Source organism: Exiguobacterium sp. SRB7LM, assembly GCF_015712685.1.
In the GTDB taxonomy this organism is placed as follows: domain Bacteria; phylum Bacillota; class Bacilli; order Exiguobacteriales; family Exiguobacteriaceae; genus Exiguobacterium; species Exiguobacterium profundum.
In genome coordinates, this window is the sequence record NZ_VWVR01000006.1 from 1,038,958 (window position 1) to 1,055,738 (window position 16,781).

19 protein-coding genes are annotated in these 16,781 nt (G+C 45.1%); 2 read left to right on the forward strand and 17 right to left on the reverse strand.

The genetic code is table 11. The features are described 5' to 3' along the window. Positions 1–10: 10 nt before the first annotated feature. From F3H97_RS06200 to F3H97_RS06210, 3 genes are read right to left on the reverse strand one after another with little or no spacing between them, the layout of a single operon-like run. The gene (locus tag F3H97_RS06200; protein WP_196430855.1) at positions 11–988 is read right to left on the reverse strand and encodes a type II secretion system F family protein; all 978 of its coding nucleotides are present in this window, start codon (positions 986–988) and stop codon (positions 11–13) included. Beyond that, a complete protein-coding gene (locus F3H97_RS06205) occupies positions 970–1,776 on the reverse strand; it encodes an ATPase, T2SS/T4P/T4SS family (protein WP_074036680.1) in 807 nt (268 codons plus the stop codon). Before F3H97_RS06205 ends, F3H97_RS06200 begins: the two co-directional genes overlap by 19 nt. A gap of 58 nt (positions 1,777–1,834) precedes the next feature. Then, complete coding sequence (locus F3H97_RS06210; protein WP_012726596.1) at positions 1,835–2,221, reverse strand: Spx/MgsR family RNA polymerase-binding regulatory protein; 387 nt, start codon at positions 2,219–2,221, stop codon at positions 1,835–1,837. Between the two features lie 249 nt (positions 2,222–2,470). Here F3H97_RS06210 and F3H97_RS06215 point away from each other — a divergent pair, with 249 nt between their 5' ends. Then, positions 2,471–2,734 (forward strand): DUF2626 domain-containing protein, encoded by a 264-nt coding sequence (locus F3H97_RS06215; protein ID WP_012726597.1) that lies wholly within the window; start codon positions 2,471–2,473, stop codon positions 2,732–2,734. A 32-nt stretch (positions 2,735–2,766) separates the two neighbouring features. On the opposite strand, the gene F3H97_RS06220 is transcribed toward F3H97_RS06215, so the two are convergent. Then, on the reverse strand, positions 2,767–3,384 hold the full coding sequence (locus tag F3H97_RS06220) for an MBL fold metallo-hydrolase (RefSeq protein ID WP_196430856.1): 618 nt from the start codon (positions 3,382–3,384) through the stop codon (positions 2,767–2,769). Positions 3,385–3,541: 157 nt separating this feature from the next. Between F3H97_RS06220 and F3H97_RS06225 the strand changes: the two genes are divergently transcribed. Next, on the forward strand, positions 3,542–3,721 hold the full coding sequence (locus F3H97_RS06225; RefSeq protein WP_012726599.1) for a DUF2759 domain-containing protein: 180 nt from the start codon (positions 3,542–3,544) through the stop codon (positions 3,719–3,721). Between the two features lie 118 nt (positions 3,722–3,839). Here F3H97_RS06225 and F3H97_RS06230 read toward each other — a convergent pair whose 3' ends face one another. The 13 genes from F3H97_RS06230 to pstB form a co-directional block, all read right to left on the reverse strand. Continuing rightward, positions 3,840–5,756, reverse strand: coding sequence for an LTA synthase family protein (locus tag F3H97_RS06230; protein ID WP_159562472.1), 1,917 nt, complete (start codon positions 5,754–5,756; stop codon positions 3,840–3,842). Between the two features lie 224 nt (positions 5,757–5,980). Then, on the reverse strand, positions 5,981–6,943 hold the full coding sequence (locus F3H97_RS06235) for an ROK family glucokinase (protein ID WP_159562473.1): 963 nt from the start codon (positions 6,941–6,943) through the stop codon (positions 5,981–5,983). A gap of 93 nt (positions 6,944–7,036) precedes the next feature. Next, positions 7,037–7,231 carry a YqgQ family protein gene (locus F3H97_RS06240; RefSeq protein WP_012726602.1) on the reverse strand — a complete coding sequence of 65 codons (195 nt, stop codon included), beginning with the start codon at positions 7,229–7,231 and terminating at the stop codon, positions 7,037–7,039. Beyond that, positions 7,228–8,250, reverse strand: a complete 1,023-nt coding sequence (locus tag F3H97_RS06245) for a M42 family metallopeptidase (RefSeq protein WP_074036670.1) — start codon at positions 8,248–8,250, stop codon at positions 7,228–7,230. The genes F3H97_RS06240 and F3H97_RS06245 overlap by 4 nt, the downstream gene beginning before the upstream one ends. Positions 8,251–8,262: 12 nt before the next feature. Then, a complete protein-coding gene (locus F3H97_RS06250; RefSeq protein WP_196430857.1) occupies positions 8,263–9,315 on the reverse strand; it encodes a rhomboid family intramembrane serine protease in 1,053 nt (350 codons plus the stop codon). Between the two features lie 123 nt (positions 9,316–9,438). Continuing rightward, positions 9,439–10,395: an L-lactate dehydrogenase gene (locus F3H97_RS06255; RefSeq protein WP_012726605.1), complete on the reverse strand. Its 957-nt coding sequence runs from the start codon at positions 10,393–10,395 to the stop codon at positions 9,439–9,441. Between the two features lie 169 nt (positions 10,396–10,564). Then, entirely contained in the window at positions 10,565–11,335 is a 771-nt protein-coding gene (locus tag F3H97_RS06260) for a DUF92 domain-containing protein (RefSeq protein WP_159562475.1), read from the reverse strand. Next, a complete protein-coding gene (locus F3H97_RS06265; RefSeq protein WP_159562476.1) occupies positions 11,314–11,868 on the reverse strand; it encodes a 5-formyltetrahydrofolate cyclo-ligase in 555 nt (184 codons plus the stop codon). Before F3H97_RS06265 ends, F3H97_RS06260 begins: the two co-directional genes overlap by 22 nt. 54 nt (positions 11,869–11,922) lie before the next feature. After that, complete coding sequence (rpmG, locus tag F3H97_RS06270; protein WP_255313299.1) at positions 11,923–12,087, reverse strand: 50S ribosomal protein L33; 165 nt, start codon at positions 12,085–12,087, stop codon at positions 11,923–11,925. A gap of 84 nt (positions 12,088–12,171) precedes the next feature. Then, positions 12,172–14,373 (reverse strand): 1,4-alpha-glucan branching protein domain-containing protein, encoded by a 2,202-nt coding sequence (locus tag F3H97_RS06275; protein WP_196430858.1) that lies wholly within the window; start codon positions 14,371–14,373, stop codon positions 12,172–12,174. 15 nt (positions 14,374–14,388) lie between these two features. Then, positions 14,389–15,138: a DUF4912 domain-containing protein gene (locus tag F3H97_RS06280; RefSeq protein WP_196430859.1), complete on the reverse strand. Its 750-nt coding sequence runs from the start codon at positions 15,136–15,138 to the stop codon at positions 14,389–14,391. Between the two features lie 114 nt (positions 15,139–15,252). Further along, a complete protein-coding gene (gene phoU, locus F3H97_RS06285) occupies positions 15,253–15,915 on the reverse strand; it encodes a phosphate signaling complex protein PhoU (RefSeq protein WP_147536519.1) in 663 nt (220 codons plus the stop codon). A gap of 16 nt (positions 15,916–15,931) precedes the next feature. Further along, the gene (gene pstB / locus F3H97_RS06290; RefSeq protein WP_224862754.1) at positions 15,932–16,693 is read right to left on the reverse strand and encodes a phosphate ABC transporter ATP-binding protein PstB; all 762 of its coding nucleotides are present in this window, start codon (positions 16,691–16,693) and stop codon (positions 15,932–15,934) included. Between the last annotated feature and the right edge of the window lie 88 nt (positions 16,694–16,781).

The following is a 16,781-nucleotide window of genomic DNA, read 5'->3' on the forward strand; positions in this document are numbered from 1 at the left end:
CTTTCTCCTTTCACAATTGAGCCATAATGAGTTTGACCGGTAAATAGAGTGTGTAAAAAAGAACACCAACCATGACACTGAGGATGCCGTATAAAGACGGTTCAATTTTCTCAATCAAACCCCGACTATATTGCTCCATCTCTTCGAATACTAGATCTCGATGAAGAGACATCAATTTACCAAGTTCCCCACTCATCGAACCCACACCTAATAGACTCACAACCTCATGATCGATAAACGGTTCACACCTTGTCGCCGCTTCAATTCCTTCACCTTCAGACATGCGATGGTGAATTCGCTTGGCCATCTCTGCCATTTCCCCCTCTTCCTCAGCTAGCCGACTCATAATCTGCCTAATATTTGTTTCAGTATGTTGGAGCAAGGATAATTCACTGACAAATACATAGGTCATATAGAGTGTTTTCCCACGTCTCCATACGTAAAAAGGGAGCTCTCCTCCTCGACGATGAAATCCATATATGAGAACCGCGATTACCACGAATATAGAAAACAACATAGGAAAGAACCAATTCGACAATAGAATCGACTCTATGCCGTCATGCGACGAGACATCAACCATCCCCATTAATTTTGGGAAAATGTATAAGGCATAAATCATGCCTAATGCAAGTAGGATGAAAAAGATAATCAACGGATAGCGAATTAGCCTCCGCAACTCCTGCTTTAATCGTTGTCGCATCTCGAGTACCATTGCCACTTGCGACAATCCATCCATGAATCGTCCGTTGCGATCCGCCGTATGTAAAATCTCTTGCATTTGCCGATTCGTGATCAAGATGGAAAATACTTCAGACAAACTCACGCCCGCTTCTAGACATACCCTCATCTCTCGAATACAGTCTTTCATTTTTCCCTTCTCATGAAGTTCAAGCGTCTCCATGGTCACCTTCAATGACACACCTCGTGATTGTAGACGAAGAAAACGATGAATCATTCGAATCGATGGGATTATCGGAACGTTGACCATTCGCAAGTCACCTCCTGATTTCGAGTCAGTACACACCAATGTCTTTCCACGGTCGCCATACCAAGAAGTTGTGTCAGCCGCTTTTCTCCATCTTGAATCGATGCGGTATGAAAGGTTGTAATCGTCAAATGACCACTGAGCGCGGCATCGTATGCGACCATCAATTCTTCATCTGTCCGCACCTCACCAATCACGATAATATCCGGGTCGGCACGAAGCGTCTCTTTCAACAAGTGTCGATGGCTAAGTCCAGCTTTAGCATTCACTTCCAACTGAATGACACCATCGACCATTTGTTCAGGAGGGTTTTCAATCGTCACAATCCGCTCATGCTTCAGCTGATTTAAAAGGGCATACAGTACCGTCGTCTTGCCCGCTCCGGTAGAACCCCCTATAAAGAAAAGACCATGATGTGATGCCACCACTTTCTGAAATCGTTCTACATCGTGTGATCGTAACAGATGCTGGAGTTCAAACGTGTCATGGGGAATGCGCCAAGACATTGACGTCTGGGCGAACGACGGGAGAAAGGTCACCCGGATGACATCCTGATTCAATTCATAGACACCTGATTGTGGAATACGTTGATTAGATTCAGGTAGTGAACACCAATATCGCATATGAAGTGTAAGTCGATCATACAGCTCGACATCCATCGATTGAAGTGCAGCAAGCTTACTAGCAGAGCGAACTTGAACCTTTACTTGGTTTGCATCGGGTATAAAATGAAGATCACTCGCACCGATTTGACGTGCTCCATCTAGTAAATCTTCAATGAGTTCCTTCATCTCGTTCACCTCGAGACAAGCATAAAAAAAAGCCCACTATGTTGAAAGTGGACTTGTTTTATGAAACTTGAACCGCTGCAGTGTTGTGGCGACGAGCATATGTTTCGATTGAGACCTTGTCATATCCGACAATCACTTCTTTTCCATCAGTTAAGATCGGACGCTTCAAAAGCTTTGGATTTTCGCTCATCAACTTAAGAAGCTCACTTAATTTCAAATCCTCCACGTCAACATCGAGTTGCTTGAAGGCCTGGCTTCGCGTCGCAAGGAGAGAGTCGACTCCTTCCTCACTGATAGCAAGGAGCTGCAACAATTCGTCAACTGTTGGTGCATCTCTGAAAATGTGACGCTCACTCACTTGAAGTTCTTGTTCTTGTAAAAACGCTTTCGTCTTCCGACAAGAAGTACAGCTTGGATACGTGTAAAACATTAGTTCTGATGCCATTTTTATGTTCCTCCCTCATTCAACTTTCACTTCGCTCATTTTGTATAAGTTGATTATACATCTCTATACCCCGTTTGTACATGTTTTGTGCAACTTTTTTATAAATTTTGTACAACTTTATTTACCGAAATGATTTCACATATTTTTCACGATTATTTTGCTCAATTATCACGTTTCCATAGCATTTTTTCGAATGTGTTGGTAAAATAGTGAATGAGAATGGAATAATGCACGTATGGGGGGATTAACATGGCAAGAATGTTTCGTGTCCTAGGCTTTTGGACTGGACTAGTAGCGGCACTTGCTTTCGTAGGCGCACTAGGCGGCGACCAAAGTAGTAGTGAACATACTGGCGACTTTATCGTTATGGGACTTGTCTTCTTAGCACAAACGATTTTCTTCGTCGCTCTTGGTTACTTAAAACTAACTGAAAAAACGTATGTATATGTCTTCGGCGCGTATTTGACAATTTTCTTCGTTGTCTTTACGTATTGGAGCAACTTCCAAATGTAAAAAAAGATTGTCTCGCCGGAGACAATCTTTTTTTATGTGAAGAACGGATTTGTCCGCTTTTCTTCTTCTAGCGTCGTCATAGGACCGTGCCCCGAGTATAACGTCGTCTCATCGGAAAGGAGCTGCTTCATCCGATCGATGGACCCCATTAATGTCGACTGGTCTCCACCGAACAGGTCTGTCCGTCCGACGGATTGCTTAAAGATCAAGTCACCACAAAAGGCGATTCTTTCATCATCCATATACAATACGACACTCCCTGGGGAATGACCCGGCGTATGATAGATTCGAAATACGATGTTCCCAATTTCTAATACATCACCTTCGTAGATTTTTTCTGCCGGTTTCATCGATGGTATCGGCAAGTTGAACGCAGAAGCGCCATTCTTTTCTCCATCTGTCAGCCAATCCGCTTCTAAGCGGTGTACATAGACTGGCACCTGGTAACGTTCACGCAGCGCATCGATTCCTCCGATATGATCGAAATGTGCATGAGTCAACAAGATTGCTGAAAGTGTACCGAAACGTTCGATTGTATCGAAGAACCTCGGGTCATCCGTTCCGGGGTCAATGACGACGACAGTGCCGTCTTTTTCAATCACATAGCCGTTCTCTTGTGCCAAGCCAGACGTAATCTTTTTGATTTGCATAGGATTCATCCCCTTCTTATTCAAAACAATATTGTGGCAAAATTGTTTCGATGTCAACCTTTGCTCGACAGCGACTCTATAATCGGATAAAATAATAATGATATTTCAGTGAAATTTTTATGAATTTCATGACGTATAATTAAAGGGGGAACTCGTCATGCATTTGTATGAACCGTTCGGATGGATTTCCGTCATCGTCGCAATTGTGGCTATTTGGGGAATGCTTCGTTCATTCCAAAAACGCCAATTCTTTCCGCTCGTTTTTGCAGGTTTAACTGTACTCGTATTCGGATTCTTTGGTGTCGCCACGTTGATCTACGGTGGAATTCCAGGTTAATGATTCGCATATGCAATCATCAAGCGACTTCGGTCGCTTTTTTTATGCCTTTTTTTACGTTCATTCCCTCTGTTACATTAAAACGGACCAAATCACTATGTGACTTGGTCCGTACTCATTATTCTTCAGTTTGTTCTTTGAAACGGAGTAAGTCGGAGTAAATCAAATCATCGTTCATTTGCAAGATTTTTTCCGCTTCTTCCGTCATCGGACCACATAACGACGTATCTTCGACTACTTCACCAGAAGTCGCGTTATAACATGTCGACTGTGTCCAAACATATTCATCCGTCACGACCGTTCCGTCGCGGAAAATCGCGCGGCTGTTTCGATTTTCAGAGAATAAGTCGTTTCCGAATCCAATCGTATCTGACGTGTCGATTCCGAGTAAGTGCAGGATGGTCGGCTTCATGTCTACATGACTACCGATCGTTTCATGAACTTCCCCTTCTTTCTGGTCAGGCAAGTGAATGGCAAACGGAACTTGTTGCAATTTCGCCACGTCGAATGGTGTCAACTCATCTTTCCCAAGTAGCTCTGCCATCGCACTGTTGTGGTTCGTCGAAATACCATAATGGTCACCGTAGACGACAAAGATTGTATCTTCCCACATTCCATTCTCTTTCAACTGGTCGATGAAGAGACCGAGTGCGTAATCCTGATAAGCTAGTGCTTGCGGGAAGTTGTTCAACGTAGTTGAGCTCGTCTCAAATTTTGGTACAAGTTCATAGTCTTCACTTGGCATCGTGTACGGGAAGTGGTTCGTCAATGTGATGAACTTCGCGTAGTATGGTTCAGGCAATTCTTGAAGCATTGGAATGGATTGCTCGAAGAAGCTATCATCTAAGAGACCCCATTCTGTCATATCTTCAGGATTCCCGAGGTCATAACTCTTTTCATCAAAGAATTGATCGACCCCAATATTTTTGTACATTTGATCGCGGTTCCAGAACGATTTGTTATTCGCATGGAACACGGCTGAGTAATAATTTTCGTCCTTGACCAACTCAGGGAGCGCTTGATATTCGTTATCGGCGTTCGTAAAGTATACAGCACCACGCGGGAGTCCATATAGTGAGTTATCGAGTGCGAACTCAGCATCAGAAGTCTTCCCTTGACCGACCGTATGGTAGTAGTTCGGCCAGTAGTGAGACTCTTCAATCAGCTTGTTCAAGTTCGGCGTGATGTACTCTCCATTCGGCGCCTTCATATTGTGAGTGAAATTCTGCGCCGATTCGAATGAAACCACGATGACATTTTTCCCTTTATATTTTCCGAATAAATCCGGATTCGGTGCCGCATAGTTTTGACGGGTGAACTGCTCAATCGTTGCGAGCTCTGATTCATCCGCCATCGCTTTTTGAGCCGATGTTTTTGTCTGAAGCATCGCATCATACACATGGAAGTTAAATGTTCCGATGTTTTTCACTAACAGTTCACGGTCAAATGAACGAGTCAATAATTCAGGTCGTTCCGTTTCGGCCAACGAAAGGTTGAACAAGAAGACAGAGACCGCTACAACGAACGTGACGAGCGCACGTCGATGTGAAGCCGTATTCTCTTTCAAGTTCATTCGCCATAAGATAAACGGAAGGATAAACACATCACCAAGGATGATTAAATCTTTCCATTCAAGAAGCGAAGTGAATGATGTCGATAACGTCTCCATGTTCGATGGTTGCATGATGACAGGCATTGTCAAATAGTCCGTGAATTCCCGATAATACACGGCGTCCGCAAACAAGATAAACGATGCAATCGCATAGAGCGTGTAGAGCACCCATTTTTGTTTGTTTCCTTTAAAGAAGAAATGGAAGGCAAACAAGAATAGTGTCGAACTGATCGGGCTAATCAGTAAGATAAAAGCTTGTGCGGTGTTTTCAATCGGAATGTTGAAGAAAAATTGATAGACGATATACGTCTTCGTCCAAAGCAATAACGTAAAAATCCAAAATAGACGATATTCTTGAAACGAAGCGCGGACCGTGTCGTTCAGTCTCGTCGATAGCTTCGAAAAGCGTTGAGATGAATTCATCTGACGGTCTCCTCCTCTTTTCAGTTTTCGGCATGTTTTAGTTGCCATTCTTTTTTATATTTGTTCATTCATTGTACAATTCGGATTGAATAGTACACGTCCAGTATCAAGTCCAAATCTTACCCCTTTTTTAATAAAAAATCAACTGTGACGTTACAAATTTTACAATATCCCATACCCTTTCCCACAAAAAAACACGCCTGCAATGTGCAGACGCGTCCGTTTCATACCCGTGTCGGAAGGAAGTGTTTCCGTGCCAGCCACGCACATCCAATCACACCGGCATCGTTTTCAAGTTCAGCGATTTTGAATGTTGTCGACTCGTAAACGCGCTCGAGCGCAAACCGTTTGAACTGTGCATCAAGCGGATCCAATAACGCGTCGCCAGCTTTTGAGACACCTCCACCGATGACAATCATTTTCGGGTTGAGCGTGTTCGCGATGTTCGAGATGGTCAAGCCGAGGTATTCAGTCATCTCTTCTATGACTTCTGTGGCGATTGAGTCACCGGCTTTATATGCTTCAAACACGTCACGTGCTGTCACTTCTTTCAACTCGTTTAATGAAGTATCTTGATTCTTACGCTTCTGTAATGCCAGACGTGAGATGCCGGTCGCCGAAGCAATCGTCTCGATACACCCGAGGCGCCCACAACCACACTTCACAGCTTTCGACTCGTCTCGTTCCACGGTAATATGCCCGATTTCTCCAGCCATTCCTGCCGTCCCATGAACGATATTCCCGTTCGTGATCACGCCACCACCGACACCTGTACCGAGCGTGATCGCCAATAATTCTGAAGCCCCTTCGCCCGCGCCCTTCCACATCTCACCAAGGGCCGCGGCGTTCGCATCATTTTCGAGCACGGCCGGAAGACCGACTGCTTTTTCGAACTCACTCACGAGAGCAAAATCTTTCCACCCGATGTTCGGAGAATATTCGACAACTCCTTCTGAGAAGTTGACGAAGCCTGGTGCCCCGATTCCCGCACCCGCAAAGTCTTCTTTCTTCTTACCTGATGTTTGTAAGTATGTTTCAAAAGAAGCTGCGATGTCTTTTGGAATATGTACACCATTCTCTCGAATATCCGTTTTGACTTCCCACTTATCCGAAATGATGCCGTTCATGTCTAAAACAGCCATCTTCACCGTAGTACCACCGATGTCGATACCTAATAACCATTTCATACCGTTCACTCCTCATCTCAACTAAATCGCTTTCATTGAATAGTGTACACTATTATCCCCTTAGTGCAACCCTTTGCACTAAGGGGATTTCTGTCAATCTGTTGAATTTTTTAATTCGTGGGTCAAAATGATTTTGGCCGTATCATACACACGTTGTTCGATGATGCCCCCTTCATACAATTCGTCGAGTTCCATCATCATGAGTGAGATTTCAGCATCCCGTTCTCCGATATAAATAATGGTACCGAACGATTTTAAAAACTGTTGGACATCATAAAAGTTTTTCATGCTTCTTCCTCCATCGTCGATTGTACATAACGATTTAACAATTCTCGTGTTGCTTCCATTGATGACACATGCGTTCGCTCATAACTATGGCTCGATTCGATTCCTGGCCCAACCAAAGCATGTCGCACATCATACCCTGCTCGAATCGCTGCCGAAGCATCTGAACCATAATACGGGTAAATATCTACCTTATATGCGATCTCATGAGTTTTACACAACGACGTGAACTTCCGTCGTAATCCGATATCATACGGTCCGGACGAATCCTTGGCACAAATCGAGACTGTATACTCATCCGAATGCTGTCCATCCCCAAGCGCGCCCATATCAACGGCAATGTATTCTACGACGTCTTCCGGGATACCCGCGTTTCCTCCAAATCCGACCTCTTCATAATTCGAAATCAAGAAATGAACGGTATGCGGTAAGTCATAACGGACCAAGTCTTTCGCAAGGTCCAATAGAATGGCGACAGAAGCCTTATCATCCAAGTGACGTGATTTCACGTATCCTGAAGATGTCACTCGAAAGCGAGGATCGAATGAAACGAAGTCTCCGATTTCAATCCCTAGTTCTGTCACGTCTTCACGAGAATGTACTTTTGCATCCAATCGGACTTCGATGTTTGATGCAGATCGCTCCGCTGAGTTCGTGTCTTTATAGACGTGAACACTCGACTGATGAATCAAGATTGTGCCTTCAATCGCCTCTCCTTCTTCTCGGTGGACGAGGCAGTTCTCTCCTTCAATCGCCGTCCATGCATATCCTCCTACTTGAGTCAAACGGAGACGCCCGCTCGGTAAGATGTCTTTGACCATCGCACCAAGAGTGTCCACGTGTGCCGTCAACAGACGTGCCTTGCCAGAGCGACCTGAAAACGTGGCCAGTAGTGCCCCTTTATGTAGACGTGACGTCTTGACACCCAGTGCATTCAATTCTTGCTCAGCGAAACGGATGGCCTCTTCCGTCATACCGGAAGGACTCGGGATGTTAACGAGTGTTTTTAATGTTTCAATCATTGAATTCTCCCCTTACCAAAATCCGTACCCGACGAATAGTCCAAACAGCGAGATGGTGAGTACGGAAAATAAGATTCGTTGTACGCGGTTCTTCTCATCCGGCAGCCCGACGACTCCAGAAACGACAAAACCACCAATCAGACCACCCGCATGTGCGAAATGATCAAGACCTGCACCTAATACAAAGGCAAGTCCTACATTTAATCCTAACATAATAAAGAGCGGAGGTCCGAGCGTCTTCATGAAGAGAGAACGATCACGTAACCCAAAATATAAGAGCGCACCGACCAAACCAAATAGCGCTCCTGAAGCGCCTGCTGATATCGATTCGCTGAATGCAAACGATGCGGATGTCGCTAATATTCCACTTAGCAGATAGATGATTAAAAATCGTATGGAGCCATACATCCGTTCAACGAGCGGACCGAGCGACCAGAGTGCAAACATATTAATCGCAAAGTGGAACCAACCAATATGCAGGAACATCGGTGTAATCAAACGCCACCATTCCCCTTGTTCAATCAACGGGTTCACTTTGGCCCCGAATGCGATTAACGTGTTTGGATCAAGAGTCGAACCGACCGATTCCGCTAACCACATGACTAAAAAAGTGATGAACAGTAGCCCATACACCACTTGTGGTTTCCCAAAGGAAAATCGTTTCTTCAGCTCCGCTTTCTTTTTTCGGTCGAGGGAGACCGCTAGCATTCGGAACCGGTCCTCTTCCATAGTCGGTGTCCAAATCGAACGAGACAATGTCACTTTCGCAGGGATTTGGAACGTCAACGAGTCCACACGCTCTTCATCCACAAGACGCTCGCCATAGACATGAATGGTCAATCGCTTCCGCCCGATACGAGATAAGCGAAATGCGTTCAAAATCGCGTCTATATCAGTCCCAACATGATTCGCCCATGCTTTTTCAGTCTGAATGAACAAATCATACCGATCACCTGCTTTCGTATCGAACAAGATGACCGCACGGGAGGGTTCGAGTATGCCTTCAATTCGCCCACCGTTTTCGACCTTTCGATATATATCTTCCCAAAAACAAGTTGTCGCCAACGAAACCCCTCCTCTCTCTCAATTCTATTGTAAATCACGAGACGACAGACGACCAAACGATGATTCGTTCTATATGTACAAAAACCCGTAACCATATGGCTACGGGTTTCAAAAGGATGGAGATTACAAGACAGGTTCCATCGTTTTCATGAGTACGTTCGCAGAATGTTGCATTTTCTCATGCTCTTCTTGTGACAACTCAATCTCAACGACTTCACGAACGCCTTGACGGTTGATAATCGCTGGTACACCGATATGGATATCGTGCAATCCATACTCACCATCAAGATGGGCACCGACTGTCAACAACGTATTCTCGTTACGAAGGACAGCCTTGACCAACCGAAGGAGACCGAGTCCAATCGCATAGTACGTCGCACCTTTACGTTCAATGATATGATATGCTGCGTCACGAACGTTGACATAAATGTCTTCAAGGTCTTCCCAACTATACTCATCATGCTCTTCAAGTAGTTGCTCGACCGATTTTCCATATATACGAGCGTTGCTCCAGGCAGCAAACTCAGTATCACCATGCTCACCCATAATGTAGGCGTGACAGTTACGCGGGTCGACGTTGAAATAGTCTCCGAGCATGTAACGCAAGCGAGACGTATCAAGCACTGTTCCTGAACCAAAGACACGATGTTTCGGAAGACCAGAATATTTCCATGCGAGATGTGTCATGATGTCGACCGGGTTTGAAGCAATAATGATAATTCCGTCAAAACCAGAGTCCATGATGTCTGAAATCATAGATTTCATAATCTTCGCATTTTTTTCAACGAGATCAAGACGTGTTTCACCTGGACGCTGTGGTGCGCCAGCCGTGATGACTACGATGTCAGCGACGCCACAATCCGAATAGTCCCCTGCCCAGACGCGCATTGGTGATGAAGCGAATGAAACCCCATGGTTCAAGTCCATCGCTTCTCCTTCTGCCTTGGCTTTATTAATATCGATGATGACAAGTTCTTCACATAGACTAGCTGTCGTCAACTGGTAAGCAAAACTCGCACCTACTGCCCCTGCCCCTACAAGTGCGACTCGTGTTACTTTAGCATGATTTAATGTTTCCATAATGATTCTCCACCCTTCAAACAATCTGTTTCATGTTTTTGTTATCTCTGTTACAAATAGATTGTAACATCATTCACAAACTCTAACTACAGCGGAAACCGTTTTCACTTTGGCGATATTGTGACAATATTCACATTCATTTGGAACACCTTCATTTTCTGTACTACCCTCATCCAAACACAAAAAAACAAATCATCGTCGCCCCACAAACCGAAAGAAAATTAACCGCATCATTTCCGAGAAAACGCCATCCCGACACGTAACTCGTCGGCACGTCATGATGTATTTTTTGCTCGGTCAACTTTCCACAAACAGCACAACGAAACGTTCGTTGGACGGTCGCACCAAGTAGCGTATCAATCATACTACCAGTTAATCCAATCACCCATAATAAAAGAAGAAGCGTGATGCTTAAGTCAATGAAAACAAGAGAGGATATGACAATCAACAATGCACCAAACATCGACATGACGGTACCGAATGTCGAGACGGCCCCACTCGTTCCCGGTTCGACTCGCTTAAAGGTAAACATGAACCGAGGTTTCCGCTTCGAGAGGACACCAAATTCAGATCCCCACGTATCGCTCGTCGCTGCCGCGATGGACACGACATACATATAGAGGTAGACCGGATCATTTGTAAACTGATAACCGAGTGCACATAAAATCCCGACCCCACCGTTAGCCAACACTTGCATGGCATCACGAGCCCCCGTCTTCTCGACAATCTCATCTACCCCTTCTTTATCGCGAGAGCGATATTTCGAAGCGAGAGAAGAAGTCGAAAAAAACACCCCAAGCAAGTATAGACCGAACCATCCGAAGGAGAATCCAATCGCCGTACCGGTCACTATCGTCAACAGTGCCCCAGAACGAGTCAACGAGCGTAACCGATAACCGAGATAGGCGACGAAACAAGTTACAGCGAATATGGCGAACACTGAATCATCTCCTTCTCTGTCACGATCCATTGAACGGGTAGGTCGTGCGGCTCAGTTGGTACTTGATCGACAATCTGAACGGTATATGCCAAAGCAAGTGTTCTACCTTTATAGGTTTTTAAATAGCGATCATAATAGCCCCCACCCCAACCGATGCGATAACCGGTTCGATCGAAAACACGCCCCGGAACAAGACAAAGGTCGATCACTTGCGTAGTCGCTGGAGTGGTCGGCTCTAAAATATTCATGACTCCCTCTTCCAAATCATCAAATGAATGAATGATGTGAAACGTAAGTCCCCGCTCCGTTACTTTCGGGACGCAGACCGTTTTTCCTTCTTTAAAGGCCATATGAATAATCGGGGACGTATCAATTTCTAGAGGGAGTGACAACGTTAGCGCGATTGTTTGACTTTCAATCCATAAGTCCGAGGCAAATAATGATTGGTGAATGACTTCGTCCGCATGATGTCGATCCGCCATTTGTTTGATGTATTGATGAATCGTGCGCCGGAGCGCTGTTTTCTCTTCCACAACGTATTCCTCCTTACAAAAAAAGCCGCCACATATGTGACGGCCGGTCCCTCATTACTTCACTTCGCGGTAAAGCGTGTGACGACGGAGACGTGGGTTGTATTTGCGCAACTCGAGGCGCTCAGGGTTGTTACGTTTGTTTTTCTTCGTGATGTACGTGCGATCGCCTGTTTCTGTGCAAGCTAATGTAATTTTAACGCGCATTTCTTTCACTCCCATCTTAATGATGTTGTATCAAGTGCTTTTGCTTTACAGTCTAAGCATACTCAATTATCCTACCAAGTTTCTTGTGAAAAAGCAAGGTTATTTCACGTTCTTTTTCATTGATTCCTGTCCATACGGAGAAGTCTCGAGAGGTAGGCATGTGTTGACGTTCTCACTCACGTTATACCATTGTTTCAGGTCGTGAATCGAGATCTCTTCACCGACATAAACGCGTTCTGATGCAGAAAACACGCTGTTTTCGATTCGATGGATTGCATCGAACAAACCACCGTGACCATGCGGATTGCGAGTCGCTTCAAAGGACAACATAGTTGAGTATAACGGAATCGCAAGGGATTGCGCAAGTTCTCTTGCAGCAGGAATTGTCATCCAATCGAAGTGATGGATCACTTTGAAGGAAACACGTTTCGAAAGTTCATGTACTAGTTTTACATAGGCGATATTTTGTGTAGCCACCTGGTTCATAACATGCTCTAAAAATGGGCTAGTTGGGCGAACACGATACACATGTATGTTTCCTTGACGTTCATACTCAGGCAACTCGTCATGATATGGCGTTAATACATAGACGACTTCGCCATCGTCCGCTCTCGCCTCGATTTCATCGACGACCCGTCTTCCGAGTCCCCATACGATATGACCGTGATATTCAGGCGTGAGTACTAAAATAGCTGATTTTTCACCTTCGCGCTCGATTGTCACATAGTAATCGTGAGGAGATAAGAACGAATCAATATCGATGTCTTCGTCTTGAAGGAATGGATATGCAGCATAATGATCATGTAGCAACTGCTCCGATACTCCATCCTGATAGAGTGCCGTTTCAAGTTCTGCAAAGAGTCGTGTGTGTTCACGGAACCGTTCGGCGGCATATTGCGCCGTCGTTTGCCCATCCAAAATGAACGCCCAGTCACTCGACACGGCCAATACGTAATGACGGATTAATTGTTTCAAGGCGCGATTCGTCGCTTCCGATTGATTACGATAGTCCGCCACATCTTTTACGAGTTGCATCTCCATCATGTGCAAATGACGAAGCATCCACTCATTTCTTTCGTTAATCCAAACTTCACCATAACCTTTACGTCCCCATGTATTCATCGACACGTGGACCGTCTGTAAATCTTTAAAGTGACGTTCAAGGAAGAGCGCTGGCGTGATGGTTTCAATTCCAAATTCAGCAAGTCTCTCTGCTACTTTCCCAAGAAACTCTGGCCCCTCAAACCACCAGTGACCGAACAACTCCGCATCGAACGGAGCCGTGACTAAAAATGGTGGGAATGTCTGAGCACCGTGCGCTTCAAGATGTGATTCTAACGTTTTGGCAAAATCGGTCGCATGGTTTTCAATTTGATGTTCCGCCCATTCGCGCACGTAGAAATCCTTTTGATCCGTATCACCCGTAATCCGGTGCATTTTTAAACCCGTATCAAAACGAATTCCTTCCGGATGCATGAAGGACTGGATATAGTCCCAGTCCCGATCGTATGCCAAATCGCGGTAAAACTCACGATAATCCGGATGGCCTGGATATCCGATCATCGAACTCCAAATTTTACCTGAAATGATTTGATCCCGAGGGAACAACGCGACGCCATGTGGTGAATAAACAGGGGCTCCAATTCCTTTCTCTGGCGTCGGATCTGCGTCGAGAAGAGCATGTTCATCGACAAATGTGTAGCGAATTCCTTCTTCATAAAGAATCCGATCAACTCCTGGTGTATAAGCACACTCTGGTAACCAGATGCCTGTTGGACGGAACCCATAATGACGTTCGAAACAGTTCAAACCTGTGCGAATCTCAGCGCGCGCCGCCTGTTCCGTGAAGAGATGTGGATTAAAGCCATGGGTTGCCGTACATGTCACCATGTCAATATAACCTGCCTCACGATATGTACGGAACGCCTCATTCAAATTTTTATTCCAATGAAGGAACGTATTTTTTAAATCGTGGTATCGTTGACGATAAAAATGTAACGTCGCTGTTTCTTCATCTGTTCGGTCCTCAGACAATTCGAGGGCAATCAATTCGAGCATATCGTCTAAGTGCTCCACATAGCGATCCTGAATGAGAGGATCGGCAAGCATTTCAACGACAGGTGGGGAAATACTAACCGTCCAATGCAAGGGACGCTTCAAGCGATCGACTTGCCATAGAATCGGAAGATATGTCTCAGAGATGGCCTCGTAAACCCATCTTTCTTCTAAACGGTGTTTCTCTTCATGCCTAACGTACGGTAAATGAGCATGAAGGACGAGTGAAAAGTACCCAGGTTTCATAATAAAAAGTCCTCCTTAACGCACGAGTCGGTATGCTGCATATTTTGGTAACGTATCAAGTAGTTCTGGAGAATCAACTTCCCCGTATTGCCAACGTCGGACCGGTTCTGCGAATCGTCCGACTCCTACTGGTTCTGCCCGCGGCGTATCAAGCGGATTTGATGCGACGATTGGGAGAAACTCCCCTTCCATCGTCCGAATCCCAAATTCAAACACATATGTCGTATTCGGGTCGAGAGGGCGAACGAACCAGCTGTTCGTCATTTCAGGAAGATCGAATGTATAGGAGCGGTTTGCGTGACCGCTATTGTAATCAAGTAACGTAACATCAAGGATGCGAAACGCCTTCGGCAATTCTTCCCAGCGTCGCATAAATTGAAGCGCTAACGTTTCTTTCACGAGATCAGATACTTCCCAGCATACATACACTGAGTTTGGAGACTGTACGACCGCATGCATAAAGTCCACGTTGTACCGATCGGGTAGTTTCCAGTATCCTTCCGGACCCTTTTCAAGAAGTGGAGAAGTCGACACGTTGGCCGTCTCTTTCGCTGATGCCACTTGTTTGCGTGAGGTCGTCACCGACGTCTTCGCTTTCTTCGTTTCACGCTTTTTTTTCACAGGGGCAACCGCCTCCACTTTCTGTTGCTGATTTCTCCATTTACGCCATGCGTATTGGACTTTGCCAACCGGGACGTCTAATTCTGCCGCAATCTGTTTTAACGTAAGACCTTGTTGTTTCAAGGATACGATTTTCTCTTCCATCTCTATATGGCTCCCTTCATGTAAAATCCATGTAGACTATTATTCGCTCCTTGAGTTTGTATTCCTGCCCAAAAAAATAAAGAACAACAGCACTGTTGTTCTTTACCACTAATCTTATTGATTCAAATCATAATGTTTCCCTTTTTCGAGGAAAATTAAATGTTCTCCGAAGTTCGTCACATGATCGCCCATCCGTTCGAGGTATCGAGCAATGTTCGAGAATTCGTATACATCGTTCGTCCCCACTGTCATGGCCGGGAGAGAACCGATATATTGTTTAATCACCGTTAGGTTGATGTCATCAATCACACGGTCCATCTCATTGAGTTCACGTACACGGCTCACTTCACCTTTGCGATAGGCACGGGTCGCCAGTTCAAGCATGTCAATCAACTGCTCGGCCATCTTCTTGAGCGGTTGAATGTCGAGCACATAAGGAACATGCTCGATTCGTGTCACCGCTTTTGCGATATTTGTCGCATAGTCCGCAATGCGTTCAAGATCTGTCGCTGATTTCATCGTCACAATCAGACGTCGCAAGTCAGTCGCGACTGGCTGCTGTTTTGCAATCAATAGGATCGCTTCATCGTTGATTGTCAACTCCAACTCATCTAACTCGTTGTCGTTCTCAATCACCGTTTTAGCCAATTCAAGATCGTGTTTTTCTAACACTTCGATTGCCGTCGCCGTTTGACGCATCGTCAAGTTTGCCAATCGAACAACTTTATCTTCTAATTCAGTTAACTTCGTATCAAAAAATGTGCGGTTTTGTGCCATCAATCCAGTCTCCTCCTTAACCGAAACGGCCAGAAATATAGTCTTCCGTCCGTTTGTCAGATGGATTCGAGAAAATCTTATCTGTAACATCGAACTCGACAACTTCTCCATTTAAGAAGAATGCTGTTTTATCCGAAACACGGGCAGCTTGTTGCATGTTATGTGTCACGATGATGATTGAATACTGTTCTTTCAACTCTTGTACCAATTCTTCTACTTTTAGTGTAGAGATCGGGTCAAGGGCAGACGTCGGTTCGTCCATTAAGATGACATCCGGCTCGATCGCTAACGTACGCGCGATACAGAGACGTTGTTGTTGTCCACCTGAAAGTCCGTACGCATTCTCATTCAATCGATCTTTTACTTCATCCCAGATTGCCGCACCACGTAATGAACGCTCGACAATTTCATCGAGTACTTTTTTATTTTTGATTCCGTGCGTCCGCGGTCCATATGCTACATTGTCATAGACCGATTTTGGGAATGGGTTCGGTTGTTGGAATACCATCCCGACCGAGGTACGCAAATCTTCCACCTTGTATCCGCGATCGAAGATGTTACGACCATGGTATAAAATTTCACCGTTCGTCCGAACCGATGGCACGAGTTCGACCATCCGATTTAAAGTCTTGATGAACGTTGATTTTCCGCACCCAGATGGTCCGATGATCGCCGTGACTTCATTCTTTTTAATATCGAGGTTGACGTCAATCAAAGCCTGGTCTTCTCCGTACCACAAGTTCAAATTGTTGACGACATAGGCGCTATCTTTTTTCATCTCAGTCGTTGTCGGTTCTGTCGTAGTTGTGTTCACGTTTTGATCTCCTTTGTTGAGCTCTTGTTGTTTCATCATCTCGAGCTTCCTC

Coding starts and splice junctions, on each gene's coding strand:
- F3H97_RS06200 (WP_196430855.1), bottom strand. CDS start 988: ATGGTCAACGTTCCGATAATCCCATCGATTCGAATGATTCATCGTTTT.
- F3H97_RS06205 (WP_074036680.1), bottom strand. CDS start 1,776: ATGAAGGAACTCATTGAAGATTTACTAGATGGAGCACGTCAAATCGGT.
- F3H97_RS06210 (WP_012726596.1), bottom strand. CDS start 2,221: ATGGCATCAGAACTAATGTTTTACACGTATCCAAGCTGTACTTCTTGT.
- F3H97_RS06215 (WP_012726597.1), top strand. CDS start 2,471: ATGGCAAGAATGTTTCGTGTCCTAGGCTTTTGGACTGGACTAGTAGCG.
- F3H97_RS06220 (WP_196430856.1), bottom strand. CDS start 3,384: ATGCAAATCAAAAAGATTACGTCTGGCTTGGCACAAGAGAACGGCTAT.
- F3H97_RS06225 (WP_012726599.1), top strand. CDS start 3,542: ATGCATTTGTATGAACCGTTCGGATGGATTTCCGTCATCGTCGCAATT.
- F3H97_RS06230 (WP_159562472.1), bottom strand. CDS start 5,756: ATGAATTCATCTCAACGCTTTTCGAAGCTATCGACGAGACTGAACGAC.
- F3H97_RS06235 (WP_159562473.1), bottom strand. CDS start 6,943: ATGAAATGGTTATTAGGTATCGACATCGGTGGTACTACGGTGAAGATG.
- F3H97_RS06240 (WP_012726602.1), bottom strand. CDS start 7,231: ATGAAAAACTTTTATGATGTCCAACAGTTTTTAAAATCGTTCGGTACC.
- F3H97_RS06245 (WP_074036670.1), bottom strand. CDS start 8,250: ATGATTGAAACATTAAAAACACTCGTTAACATCCCGAGTCCTTCCGGT.
- F3H97_RS06255 (WP_012726605.1), bottom strand. CDS start 10,395: ATGGAAACATTAAATCATGCTAAAGTAACACGAGTCGCACTTGTAGGG.
- rpmG (WP_255313299.1), bottom strand. CDS start 12,087: ATGGGAGTGAAAGAAATGCGCGTTAAAATTACATTAGCTTGCACAGAA.
- F3H97_RS06275 (WP_196430858.1), bottom strand. CDS start 14,373: ATGAAACCTGGGTACTTTTCACTCGTCCTTCATGCTCATTTACCGTAC.
- F3H97_RS06280 (WP_196430859.1), bottom strand. CDS start 15,138: ATGGAAGAGAAAATCGTATCCTTGAAACAACAAGGTCTTACGTTAAAA.
- phoU (WP_147536519.1), bottom strand. CDS start 15,915: ATGGCACAAAACCGCACATTTTTTGATACGAAGTTAACTGAATTAGAA.
- pstB (WP_224862754.1), bottom strand. CDS start 16,693: ATGAAAAAAGATAGCGCCTATGTCGTCAACAATTTGAACTTGTGGTAC.